This window comes from Bradyrhizobium sp. 521_C7_N1_3 (assembly GCF_052075975.1).
GTDB classification, from domain to species: domain Bacteria; phylum Pseudomonadota; class Alphaproteobacteria; order Rhizobiales; family Xanthobacteraceae; genus Bradyrhizobium; species Bradyrhizobium japonicum.
Window position 1 is genome coordinate 5,557,780 of the sequence record NZ_CP197232.1, and the last position, 25,741, is coordinate 5,583,520.

Consider the following 25,741-nt stretch of genomic DNA (forward strand, 5'->3'; position numbering starts at 1 on the left):
ACGTCGTGCGGGTTCGGGTTCGACCGCGGGAGGACGGGGGCATCGCAACGACGAAAACGATCGCGACGAGGAACTTGATCAACAAGGAAGAATATCAGGAGGTATCGAGATGTTTGGGCATATGCGCACTGTCCGGTTGACGAGCTGCTTGCTGACACTGGTAACCGGCGTTTCTCTGCCGGCTGGGGTAGTGTCGGCAGCGCCGCTTCAACCCGCGGCAATCCATCTGGACGCAGTTGGATCACCCGATCTCATCGAAGTCCGCGCCGCCGGCCGTCGTGGTGGTGCAGCGGTTGGCCCGCGCGGCGGCGCCGTTGTTCACCGCGGCGGAGCCGCGGTCGGGCCGCGTGGCGGTGCCTATCGCGGCACCACGGCCGTTAGGGGACCACGAGGCAACGTTGCGGTTCGCCACACCACCGCGGTCGCGGGCCGCGGCGGGTGGGCGCGGCCCGGCTGGTATGGCTGGCCGAGAGGCGGTGCGATCGCCGCCGGTGCGGCGATCGGCTTCGTGACTGCAGCTACGGCTGCCGCCTGGGCGGGCGCGGCGCCCGCGCCAGGGATGTGCTGGTACTACACTGATCCGTCCCGCACGCAGGGCTTCTGGGACTACTGCCAGTGAAGGCGCGTCACTGACGCGATAAGGCGGTCGCCATGAGTGGTTACGACATCTTCGCCTGGATCGTGCTGGTGATCCTGCTCGCCAGCGCGATCGGCGTGGTCTGCATTGCCGGCTGGCTGCCGGGGCACATCGCGAAATCGCGCAACCATCCCCATGCGCAAGCGGTGACGGTCGCCGGGTGGATCACGCTGTTCTTCGGCTTCGCGCTGTGGCCGATCGCGTTGATCTGGGCCTATCTCGACGTGCCCGCGCGCAAGGCGGGAGATGCGTGATGGGCGTCGCGATCTTCAATATCTATCTCGTGCTGCTGTTCCTGCTGGTGCATTTCGGGATCGTGCGATTCAACCTGTTCTGGAAGGCCTCGCCCGCGATCGTTCTGGTGCTCCTGCTATTCGGACTGCTGATCCCGATGGGATGGGGCGCGCCGCAGGGTGACGCGCTGGTCGTGCGCAACGCGGTTTCGATCGTGCCTGACGTGGCGGGCGAGGTGACGGACGTCCCGGTTGTCGCCAACACGCCACTGAGGTCCGGTGACATCCTGTTCAAGATCGACCCGACGCCCTATGCCGCACAGGTCAAGGCGATCGACGCGCAGTTCAAGCTCGCCAGGACGCGCCTCGGCCAGATGACGCAGCTCTATGAGCGCGACGCCGGCCGCGGCTTCGACGTCGAGCAGCGGCAGTCCGAGGTCGACCAGCTCGCGGGTCAGCTCGAGGCCGCGCAATGGAATCTCGACAAGACCGTCGTGCGCGCGCCGGCGGACGGCTATGTCACCAACCTCGCGCTGCGCAAGGGTGCGCGGGTGGCCAACCTGCCACTGTCGCCGGTGATGGCGTTCATCGATACCTCCGACACGATCATCGGTGTCGCGATCAACCAGAACGACGCACGCTATGTCGCTCCGGGGCAGGAGGTCGAGGCGACCTTCAAGTTCGCGCCCGGGCGGGTCTTTTCCGGCAAGGTCGAAAGCGTGCTCCAGGCGATCGCCACCGGGCAGGCGCAGACGTCGGGCACCGCCGTCGCGCCGAGAGCGATCGAGGCAGCGCCGTTCGTCGTGCGCGTCAGACTCGACGATGCCGATTTCGTCAGGCGCCTGCCGGCGGGCAGTGCCGGGACCGCTGCGATCTACACCGATCGTGTCAAGCCAACCCACGTCGTGCGTCGCGTGATCCTCCGGCAGATCGCCATCCTGAATTACGTCAATCCGTTCTAGCGAGAGGAAACAATGAAAAGAGCAGCGCTGACGGCTTCGATCCTTCTCCTCATGTCGGCGGCGCATGCACAGTCGCCGGTTGCGGTGACGGTTGACAATTTTGCTCGCGCGGAGTCCGATCTCTATTTTGGTAACGGCGTCAAGGATGCCGGCGGCACCGGCAAGCTGTTTCACCATCGCGAGCCGATGCAGATCGAGAAACAGGCGGTTATCCGGTCCAATCGCGACACGCTGTATTCGACCGTCATTCTCGACCTCGATGCCGGCCCCGCGACGGTCACATTGCCTGATGCAGGCAAGAGGTTCCGGTCCATGCAGGTGATCAACGAGGATCACTATGTCGTCGGCAAGGTCGAATATGGCGCCGGCAGCTATACGTTCGACAAGAACAAGGTCGGAACGCGCTATGTGCTGGTCGCGCTGAGGACGCTGGTCGATCCGAACGATCCCAAGGATATCGAGAAAGTCCATGCGTTGCAGGATGCCGTCAAGATCAGCCAGAAGTCCTCAGGCAAATTCGAGATTCCGAACTGGGATGCGGCCAGTCAGAAGAAAGTGCGGGATGCTCTGCTCGTGCTGGCCTCGACAACGGGTGGCTTCAAGAGTGCGTTCGGGTCGAAGGAGCAGGTCGATCCGATCAAGCATCTGGTCGGAACCGCGGCGGGGTGGGGTGGCAATCCCGACAAGGAAGCCACCTATCTCAGCTTCAACCCCGAAAAGAACGACGGCAACACAGTCTACAAGCTGACCGTTCCAGGCAATGTGCCGGTCGACGGCTTCTGGTCGATCAGCCTCTACAACGCCGAGGGCTATTTCGAGAAGAACCCCTACAACGCGTACTCCCTCAACAATCTGACGGCGGTGAAATCCGCCGACGGCTCGACGGTGGTCCAGTTCGGCGGTTGCGACGGCAAGATCCCGAACTGCCTGCCGATCATGAAGGGCTGGAATTACACGATCCGACTCTATCGGCCGCGCCCCGAGATCCTGAACGGCAAATGGAAATTCCCCGAGCCGAAGCCGGTGAGCTGAAGGCTGAATGAGTGGAGGCTGTCATGAGACACGCAATTGCAGGTGTCATCGCCATGACACTGATGACCGCGAGCGCGCATGCGCAGAGTCTGTCGCCGGATGAGGTTGCCGCGCGCACTATCCAACGTCGCGCAGTCGAGGCGATGATCTGGGGCATGCCGGCCGTGAATGCCGATCTCATGCTCCAGACGATGCTTAAGACGACCAAGGCGAAGCCGAACGAGATCATCTACTGGTCGAAGCCGGTGAACTGGAAGAACCAGACGCTGACGCCCAATCCGGACTCGATCTATCTGATGTCGTTCTGGAATGTGAAGGACGGCCCGATCGTGATCGACATTCCGCCTGCGCAAGGCGGCTCGATCGCCGGCAATATCGTCACGGCCTGGCAGATGCCACTGGAGGATGCAGGACCTGAAGGCGCCGACAAAGGGCAGGGCGGTAAATATTTGATCCTGCCGCCCGGCTACAAGGGCGACGTGCCGGCGAACTACATTGGACTGCAGTCCGATACATTCAGCGGCTTCGCGCTGCTGCGCTCCAATCTCGCAAGCCACGGCGATGCCGACGTGGCGAAGTCGGTCTCCTACGGCAAGCAGATCAAGGTCTACCCGCTCGCGCAGGCGAAGGATCCGCCGCCGACCAACTTTACCGATGCCTATGACGTCCTGTTCGACTCCACCATTCCCTATGATGCGAGCTTCTATCGCAGCCTCGATCGTGTCGTGCAGAACGAGCCGTGGCTCGATCGTGATCGAGCCATGATCGACCAGCTCGCGAGCATCGGTATCGAGAAGGGCAAGGCCTTCAATCCGGATCAAAAGACCGTTGCGCTGCTCGATCAGGCCGGTCGCGAAGCCCACGCAATACTTGAACAGAGCTACGACGCCGGCTTCGCCGTGATCAATCCGGGCATCCGCTGGTTCCCGGCTGCGGTGGCCGAGATGGTCAAGGCGGCGAGAGTCGATATGCGCGGCGTCACCTACACGCTCGGCTTCACCGGCATCAAGCGCCTCGGTACCGCGCAGTTCTACCTGATGGCCAACAAGGACAGGGACGGCCAGCCGTTCGACGGCAACGTCACTTACCGCCTGACCGTGCCGGCGAACCCGCCGGTCAAGCAATACTGGTCAGCGACGGTCTACGACCGCGAGACCCATGCGCTGGTGCGCAACATGCCGAGCGCCAGCCGCGCCTCGATCAGCCCGGGCATCGAGAAGAACGCCGACGGTTCGGTCGACATCTATTTCGGCCCGAAGGCGCCGGACGGCAAGGAGGCCAATTGGGTGCCGACCGATCCCGCGCGGAAGTTCGAACTGCTGTTCCGCCTCTACGGGCCCGAGAAGCCGCTTTTCGATCACAGCTGGAAGCTGCCTGATGTTGAGCGGATAGCCACGACCATTGGGGGAGCTACGAAATAGAAGAACTGGCGTGACGGGTGGATGACGTGACGAGAATGAGGGGACGCACCGTGACGGGACACATTCGAAAGGTCGGACTCGCGACCGCATTGGCGATGGCGAGTTTCGCAGCCCAGCCAGCGCTGGCCGATTCCGCCGGCGTCAGCTTCTGGCTTCCGGGCATCTTCGGCAGCCTTGCCGCCGTACCGGTAACGCCGGGCTGGGCCTATTCGACGATCTACATCCATCTCCAGGAGAAAGCCGGAGCAGGGCAGAACTTCGTCACCAGCGGCGGCATACCGGGTTCGGTGACGGCCGGTCTCAATGCTCATGCCGATGTGCTCGTCATGGGCATCACCTATACTTCGCCGATGCCGGTCCTCGGAGGCCAGGCCGGGTTCACCGTGCTCACCGCGCCGGGAAATATCGGTGTCGGCATCGACGCGACGCTGACGGGCCCGCGCGGCAACACCATCTCGGGCAGCGCTGCCGACAACCGCACCACGCTGACCGACGTCTTTTACCAGGGCACGCTGAAATGGAATCAGGGCGTCCACAACGAGATGGTCTACATCACCGGCAACATCCCGAGCGGCACCTATGATTCCAGCCGCCTCGCGAACTTGAGCTTCGGCTTCCCCGCGATCGATGTGGGGGCCGGCTACACCTATCTCGACCTCAAGACCGGACATGAGTTCTCGATCGTCGGCGGACTCACCTACAACTTCACGAACCCGTTTCTCCAGTACCAGAACGGCATCGATTTCCACGTCGACTGGGCGGCTTCCCAGTTCGTCAGCAAGAACGTCCATGTCGGCGTCGCCGGCTATTTCTTCCAGCAGCTCACCGATGACAGCGGGCCCGGCGCCAAGCTCGGAGGCTTCAGGGGGCAGGCGGTCGGCATTGGTCCGCAGATCGGATTCATGATCCCGCTGTCGGACGGCTACCAAGGCTATCTCAACGTCAGGGGCTACAAGGACCTGGAGGTCGAGAACCGTCCGAAGAGCTGGTCGACGTGGGTTACTTTCTCGGTCTCGCAGGCAGCGTCCGCGCCAGCTCCCACAAAACCCATCGTTCGAAAGTATTGACGGAGGCGTAAGCACAGCCCCGATGACTGGAGACGGAACCAGAAAGCAGACATTGCGCATCGGCTTTCAGACATCGATCATTGCGGTGTTCGTGGGCGTGGTGCTGCTTGTGGGCCTGACGCTGGTCTATCTCAGCTTCGAACGCGTGACCGCCATCACCAGGACGGCCGCCTCTGGCTTCATCGAGAAGGTGACGCAGCTTGGCGCCGATCACATCGACGAGCAGTTCAAGAATGTCCGCGACAATCTCGACATCCTGTCCGGCCTGCCGCCGATCCAGGAGGCCGACATCGCGGACAATACGCGGCTCTACAGCCTGATGGCGGCGATGCTGCGCAACAACCCGCAGCTCTTCAATCTCTATGTCGGCTACGAGGACGGCTCGTTCATCGAGATGGACGTGATCGATCGGGCCAAGCCGTCGTTCCGGAAGGGCTTGAATGTCGATGAGGATGCTGCCTTCCGCCTGGTCCTGATCTCGCGCACGGCCGGCGCCGCGCCTGTCACGCAGTATCTCTCCGAGAACCTCATTCAGGTCGCCGAGGTCGCCGGACCCGCCAGCTACGACCCGCGGCAACGGCCCTGGTATGTCGAGGCGTTCAAGAACGACAAGACGCTGTTGACCGGTCCTTACGTCTTCTACGCCACGGGCGAGCCGGGCTACACGCTGCGGACGCCGTTGAGGGAAGGGCGCCGCGGCGTCATTGCGGGTGATTTGCTGCTGAACCGGTTCGAGGACATGCTGGCGGAGCAGAAGCTCGGCCAATCAGGGCTGGCGTTCCTGTTCAACGATGCCGGGCGCATCGTCGGCCATCCCGAGATGAACCGCCTGATGGCGGAGATTCCGGAGCGGCAGGACGACCTGCCACAGATCGGCGCGCTCCGGCTGCCCGCGCTCGTGCCGGTCATCCAGTCCTGGCGGGACGGCGGGCCGGCCCAGCAGTTCTTTGCTGATGCGTCGGGCCGAACCTATGTCGCGGCGGTTCACAGGCTCGAGACGGCCGGCTCGGCCAATATCCGGATGGCAATGGTCGCGCCGCTCGACGAATTCTATGCGCAGATCATCAACGAGCGCCGCACGCTGTTCGCCTTGGCGCTGGCCTTTGTCGGAGCGACGCTGCCATTCGCGTTCTGGCTGGGATCGCTGATGGCGCAGCCGCTCCGCAAGCTCGCCGACGAGACCGACGCGATCCAGCGGTTCGAGATTACCGAGCGGCCGCGCGTCCATTCCGTCATCGCCGAGATCGAGGAGCTTGGCCGCTCGGTGTTCACCATGCGCAGCGTGGTCCGCAGCTTTGCGAGCTTCATCCCGCGCCAGATCGTGCGGCAGCTGATCGAGACCGGCTCTTCGCTCAGCCTCGGCGGCTCCAGGCGCGAGGTCACGGTGCTGTTCACCGACGTCGCCGACTTTACCGCCAAGACGGAGCGCGCCGACCCGTCGCAGGTGATGATCCACACCTCGCGCTATTTCGCGGCGCTGTCGGACGAGATCATGCGGCACCAGGGCACGGTCGACAAATATATCGGCGACGCCGTGATGGCATTCTGGAACGCGCCGGCCGACGATCCCGATCACACCGTCAATGCCTGCCGTGCCATCCTGGCTTGCCTTGCGGCCAACGAAGCGCTCAACAACGAATTTCGGCGCGAGGGCTGGCCGCCCTACGACACCCGCTTTGGCCTGCATGTCGGCGATGCCGTGGTCGGCAATATCGGCTCGAGCGACCGGATGAACTACACCGCGCTCGGCGCCACCATCAACCTGGCGTCGCGGTTGGAGGGACTGAACAAGAACTACGGTACGCGCGTGCTGGTCAGCGCGGCGGTCCGCGCCAGCGTCGGCGACAGATTCCTGTTCCGCAGCGTCGACAGTATCACGCCGAAGGGATTTGCCGACGCGATCGAAGTCAGTGAGCTCCGCGGCGAACTCGCGCACGCCGATGAAGCCGACGTTGCGATGTGCCGGCGCTGGGACGAAGTCTTTGCGGCGATCGTGCAGGACGGCGCGGCCGAGACGACGCTGGTTCGGCTGTCGGCCTTCCTGCACGACTATCCCAGGGATGGCATCGCGCTATTTCATGCCCAGCGATTTCAGTCCACGGCCCGGAATGCGGGGGCGGCGGCATGAACATTTGCGGTGTCAATCGCCGGCAGTTGCTGCGGCACGGCGCGGCGCTGGCGGTCGCGTCAATGTACGCGGCGCCAGCCATCGCGCAGGCGCGCAGCAGAATTCGGCTCGGCTATCTCCACGTGGTCGCCGTGGACGGACAAATCTGGACCGGGCTCGAACGCGGCTCGTTCGACCGCGAAGGGATCGATTTCGAATTGCACGAGTTCAACACCGGACCTGAAGTCTTCGAGGCGATGGCGCGGGGTGAGCTCGACGTCCTCTCGGCCGGGGGCGTCATCTCCAACTATCTGGCGCTCGGCCGCGGCCGGGGCTTTCTCATCAACGACATTGAGGTCGCGACCACACAGCTCTGGGTCCGGCCGACGCTCGGCGTCAAGGGGATAGCCGATCTCAGGGGCAAGCGGATTGCGACCACGATGAAGACCACGGCGCACATCTTCCTCGATCGCGCGCTGCGGGCCAACAACGTCAATCCGTCCGAGGTCGAGATCGTCAACGGCAGCATGGCCGCCGCCGTCAAGGCGTTCATTACCGGCGAGGTGCCGGCCGTTGCGCTCTGGGTGCCGTTCAACATTGCCGTCCGCGAGGCGTTGCCGGATGCGGTCAAGCTGGTGGATGCCTCCGCCTTCTACCCGCAATCCGCCGTGCTCGGCGGCTGGGCAGCGCGGACGGATTTTTATGCGGGGAACAGGGACGTGTTGGCCCGGATCATCCGCGCGTGGACGGAAGCGAACGACCACATGGTGCGCAACCCGGCGGCCGCGGCGGAGGCGCTCCAGACACATTACGGGCAGTCGCGTCGCGCCGACATCGCGGAAGCCTTCAAGGCCCAGAAGCTCTATTCCTCGCGCGAATGGAAGCGGCTGTATTCCGACGGGACCGTCGTGAAATGGCTCCAGCAGGTCAGCGACTTCTTCATGACGGATGCCGGCGTCGCCGCACCCGTGCGGGCGGCCGACTATTTCGACACGCAGCTCTACCTTGCAACCGTCGTCTGAACCTGCAGCGTGGAACACGCTCGCACGGACGCTCGTTCCGGCCATGCGTTAGCCTGTGGAGCGCCTGGAGCATATTTCAATGTATTTTCAATGCGCTGCACCCACATTCTAATGTCGGTGCCACACCACTTCAGGCGACATTTCAACAATGATCCACCCAAATCCGGCGCAGAATCGCACTCAAGCAGTTGTGTGTGCGGACGCGGTCGCGTCATGAGGGGGACGCCAATTCGACCCAATTTAAGTCGAGCTTGCGGGTGCCGGATTTTTACGGAGCTGATTCCCATGCAAGACGTCCAGGTCGACCGTTCCGAAATGGCCCCCTCGATTCTGCCGGCGGACGTTCCCGAGCTCAGCGATGATGAATGCGTGGCCTGTCTCGCGCGCGCCGTCGAGGCGCACGATTCGGCCCGGCTCGACGAAGTCGCCGCGTTGATCGGCCGCCTCGCGGTCACGATCGAATAGCTCATCGATCACCTTGACGCCGTGGGGTGCGTAGCCTGGTCCGCCCGGGCCAACGGACGTGTTGCGTTTTCGCGGAGCCTGTTCCAAAGATGCCGCCAAATTTCGTCCGCGGCATCGTCCGCATTACAGGGTCCGCAAATGTCCGGTTTCTCGACCGCGCGCCTAAAAATGGTCGATGGCCAGGTGCGCACCAATGACGTCACCGATCGCCGCATTCTCGACGCGATGCTCACGGTTCCGCGCGAGGCGTTCGTGCCGATTGCCAGGCAGGCATTGGCCTATCTCGACCTCGATCTCGACGTGAGCGAAGGCGGGGCCAAGCGGTTCCTGATCAAGCCACAGCTGACCGGCAAGCTGCTCCAGGCCGCCGAAATCGGCGAGGGTGACAACGTGCTGGTGGTCGGCTGCGCCACGGGCTACCTCGCTGCACTGGTGGCCAGGCTCGCCCGTCAGGTCACCGCGACGGAATGTGATTCGGCCCTGGCCGCGAAGGCCAAGGATGCTTGCGCCAGCCTCGCCAACGTCACGTGCAAGGCCGCGGCCTGCGCCGAAGGGGATCCTTCTGCCGCTCCCTATGACGTCATTATCCTCAACGGCGCCTTCGAGGTGACGCCTGAGGCGCTGCTCGGGCAGCTCAAGGAGGGCGGGCGCCTCGTGGGGGTGTCGGCCCAATCCACGCCCCCCCGGGCCATGATCGTGACCCATACCCATGGTGAATTCGGCCATCGGGCGCTGTTCGATGCCGCGGCTCCGGTCCTCCCCGGGTTGGAACGGGCCGCTGCTTTCGTCTTCTGAAGGCCCGATTGAGGGCTTTGGCCCGTTAAAATCCCGTTCTGAATCAGAAGTGTGGCCCGGATGCTGCACGTGAAGAGTTTCCACCGGGAACTACCTTGAGGTGGTTCCGTTGCGCCAATTGGCGGCCTATGTTGCTGAGGGGCAACGACTCCACTCGGTAGACGGTATCCTGGCTCGCGGGCACGGGCGGGGCGTTAGAATGAACGGAATTTAAGGGATGCATGGGGTGAAGCTCTTCACCGGAGCTGCGGTTTCGGTCCTGTTGCTGGCACTTGCCGGGCCGACGCCTGCCTTGGCGGACACGATCGAGGCCGCCTTGGTGCGCGCCTATCAGAACAATCCGCAGCTCAACGCACAGCGCGCCCAGGTGCGCTCGACCGACGAGAACGTACCTCAGGCGTTGTCGGGCTATCGCCCCAGAGTCGCGCTGTCGGCGAACGGCGGCTATCAATATCAGGATACGCTGAGTTCGCCGGCGCCGGGCAACTCGCCAATCAACGGGCCCTCCGTGCCGCGCAGCGTGGGTGTGACCGTCACGCAGACGGTCTATAACGGCAACATCACCGGCAACAGGACGCGCGCCGCCGAGAGCCAGGTTTCCGGCTCCCGCGAAGCGCTGCGCAGCCTGGATCAGAGCGTGCTGCTTCAGGGCGCCACGATCTACATGGACTATCTGCGCGATGCGGCTACGCTCGAAGTCCAGCGCAGCAACGTGCGCGTGCTCGAGCAGACCCTGAAGCAGACGCGTGATCGCTTCAACGTCGGCGAAGTGACGCGCACCGACGTTGCGCAATCGGAAGCGCAACTGGCGGCCGGCAAGACGCAGGCCCTCACGGCCGAAGCGAATCTCACCACGACGCGCGCGAACTTCCGCCGCATCATCGGCAACGAGCCGACGAACCTCGCGCCCGGCTCGCCGGTCGATCGTTTCCTGCCCGCAACCCTCGCCGCGGCGGTCGAGCTCGGCCTGATCGAGCATCCCAACGTCACGGCCGCAATGTTCGGCATCGACGTCAATTATCTGCAGGTCAAGGTCGCCGAAGGCGCGCTGCTGCCGACGATCGCGTTGCAGGTTGCGGCCACGCAGGGGAACGAACAGTCCTTGATTCAATACAGGTCGTTCAATGCGTCCGCCATCGCGCAGGCCAATTGGCAGCTCTACGACGGCGGCAATTCATATTCGCTGATCCGTCAGTCCAAGGAAAATCTGGCGCAGCAGCGTCTCAACCTCGAGACGACCCGCGACCAGACTCGTGCGAACGTGGTGCAGTTCTGGGGGACGTTGCAGGCCGGCAAGGCGCAGGTGCAGTCTGCGCAGGCGCAGGTGACGGCGTCCGAGATCGCACTCAACGGTGTGCGCGAGGAAGCCAAGGCGGGTCAGCGCACCACGCTCGACGTGCTCAACGCGCAGCAGGCGCTGGTCAATGCGCGCGTCGCGCTGGTGACCGCACAGCACGACCGCGTCGTGGCATCGTACAACGTCCTTGCCGCGATCGGCCGTCTGTCGCCGCAGGTTCTCGGCCTCGCGACCACGGTTTACGATCCGAGCGTTCACTACCATCAGGTCCGCGACAGCTGGGCCGGCGTGCGCACGCCTGACGGACGCTAAAGTCCCGTAGTCATCCGGTCGGCCTCGCAAACAGACGGGGCCGACTGGCGCTTTGCTTGCAATCATCAAAATCCCTGACATAGCCTTGCCAAGAAGATGCGGGTCGATTCGCCCCGCGCCTGATGTTGTGTGCGTACAGCTTGAGTGCCGAGGGCAGGGGCGCACCGCCGCACGTTGAGCCGTGAACTGGGGACAAGTCGGGCTGCCGCGACGAAAATGTCGGGGCGTCCGTTACGGAACCGGCCAATCCTGTCGTGCTTGGTGTAAAACAACGCATGCGAGGGCGTTGATGATGTGGAGTCGGAGATGACGCAGCCTGCAAAGGTCACAGAACCCTCGATGGAGGAGATTCTGGCCTCGATCCGGCGCATCATTGCCGACGATGAGGCCAAGCCGCCGCCGGCAGAAGCTGCCAAACCCGCTCCCGCGGCGCCCGCACCAAAGCCGCAGGCGATGAACGACATTCCGCCGTCCAAGGTCGCACCCACAAAACCTGCTGCCGAGAAACCCGCGCCGGCGCCGGCTGCGAAGCCGGCTCCAGCGCCGCCGCCACCCGCACCTGCGGCGGATGCATCCAATAACCAAGACGATATTGATGCTCTGCTGGCGGGGCTGGATGCGGCTACGCCTGCGCCGGAGGTCCGTGCGCCTGAGCCAGAACCTGAACCCGACGTACTCGAATTGACCGACGAGATGGCGATGGATCCGGAGCCGACGCCGCCTCCGCCGCCGCCGAGCTTCCGCAAGGTCGAGCCGCGCGACGATCTGGAATTCGCCGAATCGCCGCTGCGCCCGATGCCGTCCTCGTCCTATGCGCCGGTGGACTACGATGCGCCGCCGCTGCCGCCCCAACAGCCGATCCTGGCGCAATCGACGGTCTCGGCAGTCGAATCCGCCTTCAATTCCCTGGCCCACACGGTGCTCAGCAGCAATGCGCGGACGCTGGAAGATCTGGTCAAGGAGATGCTGCGTCCGATGCTGAAATCCTGGCTCGACGACAACCTGCCGGGCCTCGTTGAACGCATCGTGAAGGCCGAAATCGAGCGGGTCTCGCGCGGCGGCAGGTGAGGGCGGCTCCCAAGCCCTCATAAAGCCCTGCTGATGCGCCTGTTTGGCCTGCCGACCGGCCGGAAAGCCGTTTTGCCGCCGGGCTTTCCGTTGACCTTCTCTTGGTCCTTCTTTTGGACCTTTTCGTTGACTTGCCCCCCGCGCGCGGCTTTCTAGCAGCCCATGATCGAGAAAAATTACCAGCCCGCCGATATCGAAGCCCGCATGTCCGTCGTGTGGGAGGACAGCCGTGCCTTCAGAGCCGGCCGCCCGGACCGCCGCGACGCAGTGCCCTTTACCATCGTGATCCCGCCGCCGAACGTGACGGGCTCGCTGCATATGGGCCACGCCCTCAACAACACCCTTCAGGACATCCTGTGCCGGTTCGAGCGCATGCGCGGCCGCGACGTGCTGTGGCAGCCCGGCACCGACCATGCCGGCATCGCCACCCAGATGGTGGTCGAGCGGCAGCTGATGGAGCGCCAGCAGCCCAGCCGCCGCGAGATGGGCCGCGAGAAGTTTCTGGAGCGGGTCTGGCAGTGGAAAGCCGAGAGCGGCGACACCATCATCAACCAGCTCAAGCGCCTCGGCGCCTCCTGCGACTGGTCGCGCGAACGCTTCACCATGGACGAGGGCCTGTCGAAGGCCGTCATCAAGGTGTTCGTCGAGCTGCATCGCGACGGCCTGATCTACAAGGACAAGCGGCTGGTGAACTGGGACACCAAGCTGCTGACCGCGATCTCCGACCTCGAAGTGCAGCAGACCGAGGTCAAGGGCAGCCTGTGGTATCTGCGCTATCCGATCGAGGGCAAGACGTTCAGCCCCGAGGATCCCTCGAGCTTCATCGTCGTCGCCACCACGCGGCCCGAGACCATGCTCGGCGACACCGGCGTCGCCGTGCATCCCGATGACGAGCGCTATCTGAAGCTGGTCGGCAAGAACGTGATCCTGCCGCTGGTCGGTCGCAAGATTAAAATCGTCGCCGACGAATATTCCGATCCGGAGAAGGGCTCGGGCGCGGTGAAGGTGACGCCAGCGCACGACTTCAACGACTTCGAGGTCGGCAATCGCCACGGCCTGGGCCGGATCAGCGTCATCGACAAGGAAGGTTGCCTCGACCTCGTCGACAATGAAGATTACCTGCGCAACCTGCCGGAAGGCGCTTCGCAATTCGCCGAGGAGTTTCACAAGGTCGACCGCTTCGTGGCGCGCAAGCGCATCGTCGAGCGGCTGGAATCCTTTGGCTTCGTCGAGCGGATCGAGCCGCACACCCACATGGTGCCGCACGGCGACCGCTCGAACAGCGTGATCGAGCCGTATCTGACCGACCAGTGGTACGTCGACGCCAAGACGCTGGCAAAGCCCGCGATCGCGGCGGTGCGTTCGGGCGAAACGACGTTCGTGCCGAAGAACTGGGAAAAGACCTATTTCGAGTGGATGGAGAACATCCAGCCCTGGTGCATCTCGCGCCAGCTGTGGTGGGGTCATCAGATCCCGGCCTGGTACGGCCCCGATGGCAAGGTGTTCGTCGCCGAGACCGAGGAGGAGGCCGTCAGCCACGCGCTCGGCTATTACGTCGAGCAGGAGGTCATCACGGCCGAGCAGGGCCGCGAGATGGCGCTCGACCGCAACAAGCGCGAAGGCTTCATCACGCGTGACGAGGACGTGCTCGACACTTGGTTCTCCTCGGCGCTGTGGCCGTTCTCGACGCTCGGCTGGCCCGAGGACGCGCCGGAAGTGCAGCGCTATTACCCGACCAACGCGCTGGTGACCGGCTTCGACATCATCTTCTTCTGGGTTGCCCGGATGATGATGATGGGCCTGCACTTCATGAAGGAAGTGCCGTTCTCGACGATCTACATCCACGCCCTCGTCCGCGACGAGAAGGGCGCCAAGATGTCGAAGTCGAAGGGAAACGTCATCGACCCCCTCAACCTGATCGACGAATACGGCGCCGACGCGTTGCGCTTCACGCTGGCCGCCATGGCGGCGCAGGGACGCGACATCAAGCTCGCCACCAGCCGCGTCGAGGGTTACCGGAATTTCGCGACGAAGCTCTGGAATGCGTCGCGTTTCGCGGAGATGAACCACTGCGCCGTGCCCGAAGGTTTCGAGCCGGCGAAGGCCAAGGAGACGCTGAACCGCTGGATCGCGCACGAGAGCGCCCACACCACGCGCGAGGTGACCGAGGCAATCGAAGCCTATCGCTTCAACGATGCGGCCGGTGCGATCTACCGCTTCGTCTGGAACGTCTATTGCGACTGGTATGTCGAGCTCGCAAAGCCCGTGCTGCTCGGTCCGGACAGCCCCGCCAAGGACGAAACCCGTGCCATGGTCGCCTGGGCGCGCGACGAGATCCTGAAGCTGCTGCACCCCTTCATGCCCTTCATCACCGAAGAGCTGTGGGAGGTGACGGCCAAGCGCGACGGCCTGCTGGCGCTGGCGCAATGGCCGCTGAAGCCGTCCGAGCCGACGCCGGAGCAACTCGCGATGCTCGCCGCGGCAGCCGGGCCGACCGATCCGCTGATCTCGCCGGTCCTGATCATGCCGATCTTCGACCATGCCGACTTCACCGATCCCAAGGCGGAAGCCGAGATCGGCTGGGTGATCGACCTCGTCACGCAGATCCGCTCGGTGCGCGCGGAGATGAACATCCCGCCGGCAACGCTGACGGCGCTGGTGCTCGCGGGCGCCTCGACCGAGACGAAGGAACGCGCGCCGCGCTGGACCGAAATCATCAAGCGCATGGCCCGGCTGTCCGACATCTCCTTCGCCGACCGCGCACCTGATGGTGCGGTCCAGCTCCTCGTGCGCGGCGAGGTGGCCGCGTTGCCGCTGAAGGGCGTGATCGACGTCACTGCCGAGCGCACGCGCCTCGACAAGGAGATCGGCAAGGCCGACGCCGACATCAAGCGCGCCGAGTCCAAGCTGGCGAACGAGAAGTTCGTTGCCAACGCGGCCGAAGAGGTCGTCGAGGAGGAGCGCGAAAAGCGCGAGGCGGCGCTGGCCCGCAAGGCCAAGCTGCTGGAGGCGCTGGAGCGGCTGAAGCAGGCGTCGTGATCCCATCGTCAGTCCGGGGCGATGCGGAGCATCGAACCCGGAATCTCAAGATTCCGGGTCTGGTCCTTCGGACCATCCCGGAATGACGATGATTACTTCGGAAACGGCTTGCTCAAGAACTTCGAGCCCTTGACGCCATAGCGCCAAGGCAGCTCGACGGCCTTGGTGATGCCGATCCGGATGCCGGCCACCACCTCGACCTCCTCTGTCCGCGCATGCAGCGCGATCGGCGGCCGGTCCAACGGCAGGGCGTTGTGCGCGATGGTGATGCCCAGCGCCTCGGTCAGCTTGCCGGGGCCCGAGCACAGCGTGTGCACCTCCTGGAGATGGCGGCGGCGGCGCATCGCCGCCAGGCCATGCGTCGGCTCCAGTGCGCGGATCAGCACGGCGCTCGCGGAGCCTTCCTCCTCGCAGACGAAGTTCACGCACCAGTGGATGCCGTAGGAGCGGTAGACATAGGCAAAGCCGGGCGGGCCAAACATGATTTGGTTCCGCGGCGTCGGGCCATTGTAGGAGTGCGCCGCCGGCTCGGTATGATGATAGGCCTCGACCTCGACGATCAGGCCGCCGACGCCGTTGACCAGCATGGTGGCCCCGATCAAATCGGGCGCGACCTCGTGGACGCTGCGGCCGAAAAAGGCACGCTTCAGGGCTTTGCCGAGCCGCGGTGGTGAGGCTTTCGAGGTTGGAGCCATTCGAGGTGAGAATCGCCTGAGAACAGAGCAGGATATTGCCCATATCTGCCATGTTCCCTGAGGCGGCGCGAGCCGGGTTGCGGCAGGCAGCCAGACCGACTAGGTAGGACCTGAACAGACCGGACAGCCCATGGTCGTTATTGTCGACACCATCTCGAACCCGTTGCGCCCCCGCCACCCTGAAAAGGTGAATCGCCCTGATTCCGCTTCGCCGCCGAAGCCGGACTGGATCCGCGTGCGCGCGCCTAATACCCGCGGCTATGCCGACACCCGCAACATCGTGCGCGCCAACGGCCTGCACACGGTGTGCGAGGAGGCGGGCTGCCCGAACATCGGCGAGTGCTGGGACAAGAAGCACGCGACCTTCATGATCATGGGGGATACCTGCACCCGTGCCTGCGCGTTCTGCAACGTCAAGACCGGCATGCCCAATGCGCTGGATGCGGCCGAGCCGGGGAACGTCGCCGAAGCCGTCGCCAAGCTGGGGCTGGCCCACGTCGTCATCACCTCCGTCGACCGCGACGATCTGGCCGATGGCGGCGCCGAGCATTTTGCAGAGACCATCCGCGCGATCCGCGCCGCATGCCCCTCGACCACGATCGAGATCCTGACGCCGGACTTCCTGCGCAAGGAGGGCGCGCTGGAGATCGTCGTCGCGGCGAGGCCCGACGTGTTCAACCACAATCTCGAGACCGTGCCGTCGCGTTACCTCACGGTGCGGCCCGGTGCGCGCTACTTCCACTCGATCCGGCTGTTGCAGCGGGTCAAGGAGCTCGATCCCACCATCTTCACCAAGTCCGGCATCATGGTCGGCCTCGGCGAGGAGCGCCACGAGGTGCAGCAGGTGATGGACGATCTGCGCTCTGCCGACGTCGACTTCCTGACCATCGGGCAATATCTCCAGCCGACCCGGAAGCACCACGCCGTGATGCGCTATGTGCCGCCCGACGAGTTTTCGTCCTACGAGAAGGTCGCCTACACCAAGGGTTTCCTGATGGTGTCGGCGAGCCCGCTCACCCGTTCGTCGCATCATGCCGGCGAGGACTTTGCGAGACTGAAGGCCGCACGGGCCGCGACTGCCCGCTGAACCGCCATGCCCAAATTTTCGAGCAAGCGCCGTGTCCATCACAGCGCGTCCGAGATGTTTGATCTGGTCGCCGACGTCGAGCGCTACCCGGAGTTCGTGCCGCTGTGCAGCGCGCTCAAGGTCCGCCAGCGGATGGCCAAACCCGACGGCACCGAGGTGCTGGTCGCCGACATGACGGTGTCGTTCAAGCTGGTCAAGGAGTCCTTCACCAGCCGCGTGACGCTCGACCGCGCCAATCTGAACATCCTGGTCGAATATCTGCAAGGCCCGTTCAGCAACCTCGAGAACCGCTGGACCTTCGAGCCCAAGGGTGAGGGCGTCTGCGACGTCGGATTCTTCCTCGCCTACGAGTTCAAGAGCCGCATGCTGGCGATGCTGATGGGCTCGATGTTCGATGCAGCGTTCGCGCGCTTCTCCATCGCATTCGAGAAACGGGCGGATGCGATCTACGGCCGGCCGAAGCTGGCGTCGTCCTAAGGCGTACTCTCTCCGCCGTCATTGCGAGAAGCCCTTGCGACGAAGCAATCCAAGATCTTTCCGCGGAGGGGTTCTGGATTGCTTCGCTGCGCTCGCAATGACAGTGAGGCTCAATCCACCGCCTTCACCACATCCGGCGGCTGCGAGGCATAATACGCCGCGGCCTGCTCGATCTCCTGCGGCGTCATCGCGCGGGCGATGTTGCGCATCTGCTGGCTGATGTCGTTGCGCCGCTCGCCGGATGCGAAGGCCTGGAGCTGCGCCTTCATATAAGCCTCGGACTGGCCTTCGAGCCACGGACTGCCGGTCTTGTTGTCGAGGCTGCCATGGCAGGAGCCGCAGGGCGCGATCCCGCGCATCGGCGCGCCGTAGATGACGATGCTCGGTTTCGGCAGCTGCGGCGTCGGGTGATAGGCTGCCGGCCGCGGCAGATAGGCGTAATAGTTCGAGAGATCGGCGATCTCCTGGTCCGTCAGATTGACGGCGAATGGCGACATCACGGCATTGGTGCGCGCTCCGGAACGGAAATCGTGCAGCTCCTTGTAGATGACGGCCGCGTACTGGCCGGCAAGATTGGGCGAGTCCGCGCGGCTGATGCCGGTCGGGCCGTGGCAGATCGCGCAGCGCTGCGCCAGCGTCGCGCCGCGGCCGATCGCTTCCTGGCTCGGACGCGACAGCGTATGCGAGGTCAGCACGACCTCCGAAAGCCGCTTGCTCTGCTCAGGCGCCGTGACGCTCGGCGCCCGCTGCGGGACGCCGGCGGCGCTGCAGATCGCATCCCAGACATTGGCGAACTGCACCCAGGGCTGCGCGAAGGGCAGCACGATGAAGCCGGCAATTGCGGTGACAACCAGGATCGCGGCGGTGATGCCGACGCCGCGCGTGAAATGCGGATTGCTGAAGGTGAAGAGGTCGCGCGTGCTCATCACTGCGCTCCCACGTAAACGGCCGGCACCGAGGTACCCCGGCCTAGCGCCAGATTGAGGATCGGATAGCCGTAATTGGTGAGGGTGAGCGCGATCATCAGCGCCACCCATAGCGCATGCGTGTTGAGCGCGACCGGCACGGTCGTGGCCTGGTGAACCGCGACCGCAAAGCGGTAGGGCCCGGCATCAGTCTGGGGCGCGCGCATGCCACGTGCCAGGATGACGATGAACATGATGCCGGAGGCCAGCAGGATGAAGCCGCCGATCGCCGAGAATGTGACCGAAAGCGCCTGCGGCGCGATCGCGGGATCGCCGAAGTCGAAATAGGCCATGCGGCGCGGCATGCCCAAAATGCCGACCCAGTGCCACGGGAAGGTCGTGATGATCATGCCGATGAACCACAGCCAGAGCTGGGTGCGGATCAGGCGGATATCGATCAGCTCACGCCCGGTCAGATGCGGCCACAGATCATAGGCGATCGCAAAATACATGATCACGATGGCGCCGCCGAAGATCAGGTGGAAATGGCCGGTGATCCACTGCGTGTTGTGGATCGACGCATCGAGTTGATAGCTCATGTTGATGAGGCCGCCGGCGCCGCCGAAGCCGAGCATGACGAACGAGAACGCCAGCGCCAGCATCATCGGATTGTCCCAGGGCAGGGCCTTCATCCAGCCGAACATCCCCCGGCCGCCGCGCAGGCGCGCCGCGATCTCGACCGATGCGCAGATCGTGAACACGGTCAGCAGCGTCGGCAACGCGACCAGCGCAGTGAAGGCCGAGTGGATGAACTTGAAGCCGGCCCCCACCATCGGATCGGCAAAGGTGTGGTGCATGCCGATCGGCATCGCCACCACCAGGAACAGGATGAAGGAGATCCGCGCCATGGTGTCGGAATAGACCCGGCCGCCGATCGCGCGCGGCACGATGGTGTAATAGGCGATGTAGGTCGGCATCAGCCAGAAATAGACGATGGCGTGCAGCGTCCAGGAGAAGAAGATGCGGGCGAGGCCGGCATCGATCGTGGCCTTCAGACCCGCCGCGACGGGGATGATCTGCAGCAGCAGCTCGAGCGCGGCGCCGACCGCGGTCCAGGCCCACAGATAGGAGCCAGCGACATTGGCGAACATCGCCAGCGGCACCGGTGCGCCGGGATGGGCCTTCCGCCAGACGCGCAGATTGATCGCCATCAGCGCGACCCAGATCCAGGAGCCGACCACGACCAGCACGACGCCGAGATAGTAGAAGACGTTGCCGATCAGCGGCGGGTAGAAGGTGTAGAGCACCGAGGCGCGGCCGAGCGCGATGGGGATCACCGCCATGATGCTGCCAGCGACAATCAGCCAGAACCCGGTCCAGGCCCAGCGCACGCCGACCAGGCGCTGCTCCAGCGCGGCCTCGCTGATGGCATAGCCAAAGCCCATCGCGACCAGCGTCGGGAAGACATAGCCCATCACCGTGCCGTGCGCGGTCAGCGAGCGGTAATAGAGCTCGGGATTGGACAGCCAGGTGCCGATCGGGCTGCGGATGAACATCTGCCAGGCGCCGAGCGTGAGCGCGATGCCGAACACGCCGAAAGCCAGCCAGAAATGGGCGAGGATGAGCTTCCTATTGGCCAACACAGTTCAGCCTCCCGCCACCCTTCGCGCGATCGGCGAATTCGGTCTTGTCGATCACCTTGACCTTGCCCCACATGCCCTCGTGGCCGAAGGAGCAAAACTCCTGGCAGGGCATCAGATAGTCGCCGGTCCTCGTAAAGCGCATCAGCTGCTCGGAAATATAGCCCGGCACCAGCATGGTGTTGATGTTAGTCCCCTGGATCAGCATGCCGTGGACGACGTCGGCGCTGGTGGCGCGCATGGTGATCGGCGTGTCTGCGGGCACAACGATGCAGGCCGGCGTGAAGGAATATTGCTGGCCGATCGCGCGCACCGTCACATTGCCGTTGGCCTCAAGCACGCTGCCGAGATTGCTCTCGACGAACTCGCCGGAGAGATGAATCCGCGATGGATCGGTGGTTTCGACGCGCGGCTGCGGCATGGTCGCGCGATGGATGCCGGCGAACGCCGCCAGCAGCGCCATCATCACGATGATGATCACGGCGATGGTGGCCCAGCGTCGCTCGACGCGGGCGGCGACCTCGGCGCTGCCATGGGTGTCCTCTGCGCTCATTGCAGTGATCCGCGCGGCAGGAAGACGAACAGATAGAACGCGAGCCACATCGCGACCACGCAGGCCGTTGCGATGCCGGCAAGCATGATCGCGCCTGACGGTCCCCGGGCAACGACCTCCTCGACGGCCTGGTCGGCGGCGGCTGGGCTGGTCGGCGGATCGGAATTGATCATGATGGTTCTCTGGCGCCTCTCAGTTCAGCGGTGCGGAGCGCAGCTCGTTGGCGTCGCGCGCCGAGACCGGCGTACCGCGATTGCCCCAGGCGGTGCGGATGTAGGAGACGACGGCCGCGACCTCGTTGTCCGAGAGCAGGCCGGCGAAGGGCGGCATGCCGTAGGGCATCGGATTGCCCTTGGTGCCCGGCGGATAACCGCCATTGAGCACCATGCGGATCGGATTGACCGCCGACTGCATCTCGATCGACTGGTTGTTGGCGAGCGGCGGCCAGTGCGGCGGCTTGCCTTCGCCCTGGGTGCCATGACAGCTCGCACAATTCTTGTCGTAGACGGTCTTGCCGAGGCTGATCAGCAGGCTGCTCTCGGTGGTCGGCAGCGCCGAGCTCGGCGCCGGCGGAGGCGAGGGCTCCGCGATTCCCTTGAGGTACACCGCCATGGCGCGCGTGTCCTCGTCGTTGAGATATTGCAGGCTGTTGTGCACGACCTCGGCCATCGGGCCGTAGACCACGCCGCGCATGGAGACGCCGGTCTGGAGCAGATCGGTGATGTCCTTGATGCTCCAGTCGCCGAGACCCGCCTCACGGTTGGAGGTGAGGGACGGCGCGTACCAGTTCTGCATCGGGATCAGGCCGCCCTTGAAGGCGTCCGATTGCGAGGTGCCGCCGAGCGCGTTGATCGGCGAATGGCACATGCCGCAATGACCGAGCCCTTCGACCAGATAGGCGCCGCGATTCCATTCCGCCGACTTGGTGGGGTCGGGCTTGAATTCACCCTCGCGGAAGAACAGCGTGCGCCAGCCCAGGATGAGCTGGCGGTTGTCATAGGGAAAGCGCAGCTCGTGCGGCTTGTTCTTCTGGTTGACCGGCTGAATCGAGCGCAGGTAGGCGAAGATCGCGTCGCTGTCGGCACGCGTTACCTTGGTATAGGACGCGAACGGCATCGCCGGATAGATCAGCCCCCCATCCGGGAAACGGCCGTTGTGCATTGTTCTGTAGAAATCGTCCGCGCTCCACTTGCCGATGCCGGTCTCCGGATCGGGCGTGATGTTGGAGGTGTAGATCGTTCCGAATGGGGTCGGCATCGGGCGCCCGCCGGCAAACAGCCGGCCCTCGGCCGCAGTATGGCAGGCCGTGCAATCGCCGGCGCGGGCGAGATATTCGCCGCGCGCGATGACATCGCTGCTCTTGTCCTGGGCCTGCGCGGCCGTGGTGAGCACGGCGAAGGCCAGGAGTTTGATCGATAGCAGCGTGATCGACAGTCTTGAGCCCATCATGCGCCTCGTTAGTTGGGCTGGCTGCCGCAGCCGAACGGCAGCGCGTAGGTGCCCTTCGGGACGGGGGCCGGGTTGGCGGGCGCCGGCCGCGTCGCGAGCCAGGCCGCAACGGCGGTAACATCTGCTTCCGTCAGATGGCCGGCCACGAGCTGCATGCAGTCAGGCGATTTTGCCGTTCGCGTGCCGTAGCGCCAGGCGCCGAGCTGCGCGCTGACGTAAGCGGCGCGCAAGCCCAGCAGACCGGGAATGCCGGGCTGCATGCCGGTGAGGCCCGGCCCGTGACAGCTCACGCACGCCGGTATGTTACGACCGGCATCGCCGCTGGTCGCGAGCAGCTCGCCTTGCGCCAGCACCTCCTTGCTGACTTCGCTCGGCGCGGGCTGCGGCAGCGGCGGATGCTCGCTGGCGAAATATTCGGCCATCGCCTCCAGATACGGATCAGGCAGAAACTCCAGCAGATAGTTCATCGGCGGGTATTTGCGCCGGCCACTGCGGAAGGCGAGGAGCTGGTTGTAGAGATAGCCGGCCGGCTTGCCGGCAAGCCGCGGGAAATAGACGTCGCTGGTGCCTTCGCCCTTGTTGCCGTGACAGGGCGTGCACGCCTCCACCCGCGCCGCCATCGTATCCGGCGGCTGGTTGGCCGTTTGTGCGGCCGTACCATCAATGGCGGCCAAGGTGGCAATGGCGATTGCCAGTGCAGTGTCGCGAGCGAACACGCCGCCGCCCTCCAGAAAGCAGGACCGGGTTGATTCCTGGCCACAGCGTAGAGCCGCATTATTGCGCCAATACAGTCGCGCGCAAGATCGGACATGAGCGACGACGCTTGGTCGCGGTTGCACATTTGCGATCCTGCTCGAATTCGACAAGAATTGCGTGCTTTTTGAAAACTGGACAAAACGCTGCGATCTCGCGGCGTATTCCGCCCGAGCTTTGCTCCACGAGCGGGAAGCGCGGCAATGTGGAATCCGTTCGCGCGCGCGGATGTTCTGCCGCTTGGGCCGGCAGACGACTTTCCATCAGAGTGCATCTTCTGATCGGGCGACAAGTGCAGTTTGTGCCAAAACGCAGCGCGCTGACGCAACACCCCTTGCCGCAAACGGCGCACCACGAGCTCTGCCCTTTGCGAAGGGTTCGACTACAATCCGAGTCGGGCGCGGGCGCTTTGTCGCGGGATCGGGGAGATGGCACGCTGGAAGCAGGCATGGAGCGAAGAAGACCTTGGCAGGCTGAAGGTCCTGGCAGGCACCAAGCCGATTGCGCTGATAGCGAAAGAGCTCGGCCGGACCAGCGGCACGGTGCTGGCGAAGGCGATTGAGCAGAAGCTCCCTGTCATTTGTCGGACGAAGCGCCAGGAACAATAATTGGATGTCGCGGAACCGATTCGGCTCCTTTGCGCCGAGCGCGCTGCTGGCGGCGGCATGACGTGTCTCTAGCCGCGCGGTGACCGCGGCGTCCTGCGCTTCACCGCATGCCGGCGCGGCGAGCGGGTCACGCGAGGCCGCAGGCGGGTTGCCGCGGCCGCGCGCCGGGGCTTGGGCTGGGCCTTCGGGCCGCGGGCGAGATCCATCAACATGCGCAATGCCTCGACCACCGAGCGCTGGCGCACGGCGGTCCGACCGATCGCGCCAAAGCGATGCTCGCGGTGGACGATGCGGCCGTCGCGCGCGGCAACCGCAAAATGCACGAGACCGACCGGCTTGCCGGGCGTGGCGCCGCCGGGGCCGGCGATACCGGTGATGGCAACGGCGAGATCGACGCCGGCACGCTCCAGAGCGCCGACCGCCATCGCGGTTGCGGTCTCCTTGCTGACGGCACCGAAATTCGCGAGCGTGCTCGCCTCGACGCCCAACATCGCACGCTTGGCGTCATTGGAATAAGTGACGAAGCCGCGGTCGATCACGTCGGAGGAGCCAGGAATATCGGTCAGCGCGCCGGCAACCAGGCCGCCGGTGCAGGACTCGGCGGTGGCAATCGTCAACTTGCGCATCCGGCACAGATCGAGCAGCGAGCGGGAGAGGGCGCGTGCGTCGCTGCCGCCCATGACCTAGACGCTCCAGGGCAGGCGGATGGTGGCGCTCGCGGTGGCCGCGATGCCTTCCTCGCGGCCGGTGAAGCCGAGCCGCTCGCTGGTGGTCGCCTTCACCGCGACGCGGGAGATGTCGACCCCGGAGATCTCGGCGATGCGGGCGCGCATGGTGTCGCGCAAGGGGCCGATCTTCGGCCGCTCGCAGATCATCGTCACCTCGAGGTTGGCGACGCGGCCGCCGCGCTGGGCAACGCGCTCGATGGCGTATTTCAGGAACTGGTCGGAGGAAGCCCCCTTCCATTTCGCATCGCTCGGCGGAAAGTGCGAGCCGATATCGCCGTCGGCGAGGGCGCCGAGGATGGCGTCGACCAGCGCATGCAGGCCGACATCGCCGTCGGAATGGGCGAGGAAGCCTTTGGTGTGCGGCACCCGCACGCCACAGATCATCACGTGGTCGCCTTCGCCGAAGGCGTGCACGTCATAGCCGGTGCCGGTCCTGATGTCGCCGAGCAGGCTGGCCAGGCGCGCTTCCTCGCGCACGAAATCCTCGGGAGTGGTGAGCTTCATATTGGCAACATCGCCTTCAAAGGTTGCGACCGTCAATCCTGCCCATTCGGCAATCGCGGCATCGTCGGTGAAATCGCTGCGCCCGTCCTTCGCCGCGCGACGATGCGCCTCGAGGATGACGTCGAAACGAAAGGATTGCGGCGTCTGCGCGATTCGCAAGGCTGCGCGGTCCGGCGTGTCCTCGACATTGCCGCTCTCGCCGGTGACCTTGATGGTGTCGGTGACGGCAACCACGGGGAGCGCAGCGCCGGTGCGGCTCGCCGCCTCGATTGCGCGCGAGATCACGCCTGCCGAGACAAAGGGGCGCGCGGCGTCGTGGATGAGCACGATATCGGGCTTATGCCTGGCGAGTGCTTCGAGCCCTGCGAGCACGGAGGCCTGCCGCGTCGCGCCGCCATTGGTCGGCGGCTCGTGGCTGAGACCTGCGACCGCTGCCGTGAACATGGCGCTGTCGTCGGGGTTCACCACCGGCTGCACGGCGAACACGTCGGGGTGGCGGCTGAAGGCTTCCATGGCGCGATAGATCACGGGCACGCCGCCGATCTCGCGATATTGCTTGGGGCCACCCGCGCCAGCCCGCAGGCCGCGTCCGGCCGCGACGAGGACGACTGCGGTGCGCTGTGATTTCGCCATAGGACTCAAATACTCAGTTGGTGATGAAGAGAGTCGGGGAGAGCGGTGATTGCCGCATGCCTCTAGCACGGCAGGCCCGCAAAAAAAGGGGTTTCCCCGGATTGTGGGAAACAGCATTTTGCTGCACTGCACTTGAAAGATTTGCAGAACTGTCTAAACTGTAGGCATGACGCTTGACTGCACAAGAATTGTGCGCAAGATAGGTCATGGCAGGCGCGATGAGGCCCTGCCTACGCAACGAGACCCCTGTGA

26 protein-coding genes are annotated in these 25,741 nt (G+C 64.5%); 16 read left to right on the forward strand and 10 right to left on the reverse strand.

The window, feature by feature from the left end; translation table 11 throughout:
- The first annotated feature begins 109 nt into the window (after nucleotides 1-109).
- From AB7008_RS25850 to AB7008_RS25910, 13 genes are all read left to right on the forward strand, one after another.
- The gene (locus tag AB7008_RS25850; protein ID WP_441259736.1) at nucleotides 110-619 is read left to right on the forward strand and encodes a hypothetical protein; all 510 of its coding nucleotides are present in this window, start codon (nucleotides 110-112) and stop codon (nucleotides 617-619) included.
- Between the two features lie 32 nt (nucleotides 620-651).
- Complete coding sequence (locus AB7008_RS25855) at nucleotides 652-891, forward strand: DUF3302 domain-containing protein (RefSeq protein WP_014495358.1); 240 nt, start codon at nucleotides 652-654, stop codon at nucleotides 889-891.
- On the forward strand, nucleotides 891-1,832 hold the full coding sequence (locus tag AB7008_RS25860; RefSeq protein ID WP_304489764.1) for an HlyD family secretion protein: 942 nt from the start codon (nucleotides 891-893) through the stop codon (nucleotides 1,830-1,832). The genes AB7008_RS25855 and AB7008_RS25860 overlap by 1 nt, the downstream gene beginning before the upstream one ends.
- A gap of 12 nt (nucleotides 1,833-1,844) precedes the next feature.
- Nucleotides 1,845-2,864, forward strand: a complete 1,020-nt coding sequence (locus tag AB7008_RS25865; RefSeq protein ID WP_441259737.1) for a DUF1254 domain-containing protein — start codon at nucleotides 1,845-1,847, stop codon at nucleotides 2,862-2,864.
- 23 nt (nucleotides 2,865-2,887) lie between these two features.
- Complete coding sequence (locus tag AB7008_RS25870) at nucleotides 2,888-4,285, forward strand: DUF1254 domain-containing protein (protein WP_441259738.1); 1,398 nt, start codon at nucleotides 2,888-2,890, stop codon at nucleotides 4,283-4,285.
- 50 nt (nucleotides 4,286-4,335) lie between these two features.
- On the forward strand, nucleotides 4,336-5,352 hold the full coding sequence (locus tag AB7008_RS25875) for a SphA family protein (RefSeq protein WP_441259739.1): 1,017 nt from the start codon (nucleotides 4,336-4,338) through the stop codon (nucleotides 5,350-5,352).
- A gap of 22 nt (nucleotides 5,353-5,374) precedes the next feature.
- Nucleotides 5,375-7,480: a cache domain-containing protein gene (locus AB7008_RS25880; RefSeq protein ID WP_441259740.1), complete on the forward strand. Its 2,106-nt coding sequence runs from the start codon at nucleotides 5,375-5,377 to the stop codon at nucleotides 7,478-7,480.
- Nucleotides 7,477-8,481, forward strand: a complete 1,005-nt coding sequence (locus AB7008_RS25885; RefSeq protein ID WP_441259741.1) for an ABC transporter substrate-binding protein — start codon at nucleotides 7,477-7,479, stop codon at nucleotides 8,479-8,481. Before AB7008_RS25880 ends, AB7008_RS25885 begins: the two co-directional genes overlap by 4 nt.
- A gap of 285 nt (nucleotides 8,482-8,766) precedes the next feature.
- Nucleotides 8,767-8,946, forward strand: a complete 180-nt coding sequence (locus tag AB7008_RS25890) for a hypothetical protein (RefSeq protein ID WP_028161418.1) — start codon at nucleotides 8,767-8,769, stop codon at nucleotides 8,944-8,946.
- Nucleotides 8,947-9,084: 138 nt separating this feature from the next.
- Nucleotides 9,085-9,741: a protein-L-isoaspartate O-methyltransferase family protein gene (locus AB7008_RS25895; RefSeq protein ID WP_441259742.1), complete on the forward strand. Its 657-nt coding sequence runs from the start codon at nucleotides 9,085-9,087 to the stop codon at nucleotides 9,739-9,741.
- A gap of 217 nt (nucleotides 9,742-9,958) precedes the next feature.
- Nucleotides 9,959-11,350, forward strand: coding sequence for a TolC family outer membrane protein (locus tag AB7008_RS25900; RefSeq protein WP_014495352.1), 1,392 nt, complete (start codon nucleotides 9,959-9,961; stop codon nucleotides 11,348-11,350).
- Nucleotides 11,351-11,656: 306 nt separating this feature from the next.
- Nucleotides 11,657-12,418 carry a PopZ family protein gene (locus AB7008_RS25905; RefSeq protein WP_441259743.1) on the forward strand — a complete coding sequence of 254 codons (762 nt, stop codon included), beginning with the start codon at nucleotides 11,657-11,659 and terminating at the stop codon, nucleotides 12,416-12,418.
- A gap of 162 nt (nucleotides 12,419-12,580) precedes the next feature.
- Entirely contained in the window at nucleotides 12,581-15,457 is a 2,877-nt protein-coding gene (locus AB7008_RS25910) for a valine--tRNA ligase (protein WP_441259744.1), read from the forward strand.
- Nucleotides 15,458-15,549: 92 nt separating this feature from the next.
- Here the strand turns inward: AB7008_RS25910 and AB7008_RS25915 are convergent, their stop codons facing one another.
- Nucleotides 15,550-16,152, reverse strand: coding sequence for a DNA-3-methyladenine glycosylase (locus tag AB7008_RS25915; RefSeq protein WP_028161422.1), 603 nt, complete (start codon nucleotides 16,150-16,152; stop codon nucleotides 15,550-15,552).
- 130 nt (nucleotides 16,153-16,282) lie between these two features.
- Here AB7008_RS25915 and lipA point away from each other — a divergent pair, with 130 nt between their 5' ends.
- Both lipA and AB7008_RS25925 read left to right on the forward strand, forming a co-directional pair.
- Nucleotides 16,283-17,239 (forward strand): lipoyl synthase, encoded by a 957-nt coding sequence (lipA, locus tag AB7008_RS25920; protein WP_014495348.1) that lies wholly within the window; start codon nucleotides 16,283-16,285, stop codon nucleotides 17,237-17,239.
- A gap of 6 nt (nucleotides 17,240-17,245) precedes the next feature.
- Nucleotides 17,246-17,716, forward strand: a complete 471-nt coding sequence (locus AB7008_RS25925; RefSeq protein ID WP_014495347.1) for a type II toxin-antitoxin system RatA family toxin — start codon at nucleotides 17,246-17,248, stop codon at nucleotides 17,714-17,716.
- Nucleotides 17,717-17,826: 110 nt separating this feature from the next.
- Here AB7008_RS25925 and AB7008_RS25930 read toward each other — a convergent pair whose 3' ends face one another.
- Genes AB7008_RS25930 through AB7008_RS25960 form a run of 7 tightly spaced genes read right to left on the reverse strand, consistent with a single transcriptional unit; the run spans nucleotide 17,827 to nucleotide 23,280 of the window.
- Nucleotides 17,827-18,642 (reverse strand): c-type cytochrome, encoded by an 816-nt coding sequence (locus AB7008_RS25930; RefSeq protein WP_248883291.1) that lies wholly within the window; start codon nucleotides 18,640-18,642, stop codon nucleotides 17,827-17,829.
- On the reverse strand, nucleotides 18,642-20,264 hold the full coding sequence (locus AB7008_RS25935; RefSeq protein ID WP_441259745.1) for a b(o/a)3-type cytochrome-c oxidase subunit 1: 1,623 nt from the start codon (nucleotides 20,262-20,264) through the stop codon (nucleotides 18,642-18,644). Before AB7008_RS25935 ends, AB7008_RS25930 begins: the two co-directional genes overlap by 1 nt.
- Complete coding sequence (locus AB7008_RS25940; protein WP_304489774.1) at nucleotides 20,251-20,814, reverse strand: cytochrome C oxidase subunit II; 564 nt, start codon at nucleotides 20,812-20,814, stop codon at nucleotides 20,251-20,253. Before AB7008_RS25940 ends, AB7008_RS25935 begins: the two co-directional genes overlap by 14 nt.
- Complete coding sequence (locus AB7008_RS25945) at nucleotides 20,811-20,987, reverse strand: hypothetical protein (RefSeq protein WP_028147568.1); 177 nt, start codon at nucleotides 20,985-20,987, stop codon at nucleotides 20,811-20,813. The genes AB7008_RS25940 and AB7008_RS25945 overlap by 4 nt, the downstream gene beginning before the upstream one ends.
- Nucleotides 20,988-21,006: 19 nt before the next feature.
- Entirely contained in the window at nucleotides 21,007-22,263 is a 1,257-nt protein-coding gene (locus tag AB7008_RS25950; RefSeq protein WP_304489775.1) for a cytochrome c, read from the reverse strand.
- Nucleotides 22,264-22,271: 8 nt separating this feature from the next.
- On the reverse strand, nucleotides 22,272-22,979 hold the full coding sequence (locus AB7008_RS25955; protein ID WP_212451464.1) for a c-type cytochrome: 708 nt from the start codon (nucleotides 22,977-22,979) through the stop codon (nucleotides 22,272-22,274).
- 58 nt (nucleotides 22,980-23,037) lie between these two features.
- The gene (locus AB7008_RS25960) at nucleotides 23,038-23,280 is read right to left on the reverse strand and encodes a hypothetical protein (protein WP_152621321.1); all 243 of its coding nucleotides are present in this window, start codon (nucleotides 23,278-23,280) and stop codon (nucleotides 23,038-23,040) included.
- 164 nt (nucleotides 23,281-23,444) lie between these two features.
- Between AB7008_RS25960 and AB7008_RS25965 the strand changes: the two genes are divergently transcribed.
- Nucleotides 23,445-23,624, forward strand: coding sequence for a hypothetical protein (locus AB7008_RS25965; RefSeq protein ID WP_014495340.1), 180 nt, complete (start codon nucleotides 23,445-23,447; stop codon nucleotides 23,622-23,624).
- Between the two features lie 68 nt (nucleotides 23,625-23,692).
- On the opposite strand, the gene AB7008_RS25970 is transcribed toward AB7008_RS25965, so the two are convergent.
- Both AB7008_RS25970 and AB7008_RS25975 read right to left on the reverse strand, forming a co-directional pair.
- Complete coding sequence (locus AB7008_RS25970; RefSeq protein ID WP_028161429.1) at nucleotides 23,693-24,304, reverse strand: CinA family protein; 612 nt, start codon at nucleotides 24,302-24,304, stop codon at nucleotides 23,693-23,695.
- Nucleotides 24,305-24,307: 3 nt separating this feature from the next.
- Nucleotides 24,308-25,489 (reverse strand): bifunctional 2-C-methyl-D-erythritol 4-phosphate cytidylyltransferase/2-C-methyl-D-erythritol 2,4-cyclodiphosphate synthase, encoded by a 1,182-nt coding sequence (locus AB7008_RS25975; RefSeq protein ID WP_028161430.1) that lies wholly within the window; start codon nucleotides 25,487-25,489, stop codon nucleotides 24,308-24,310.
- Nucleotides 25,490-25,741 lie beyond the last annotated feature (252 nt).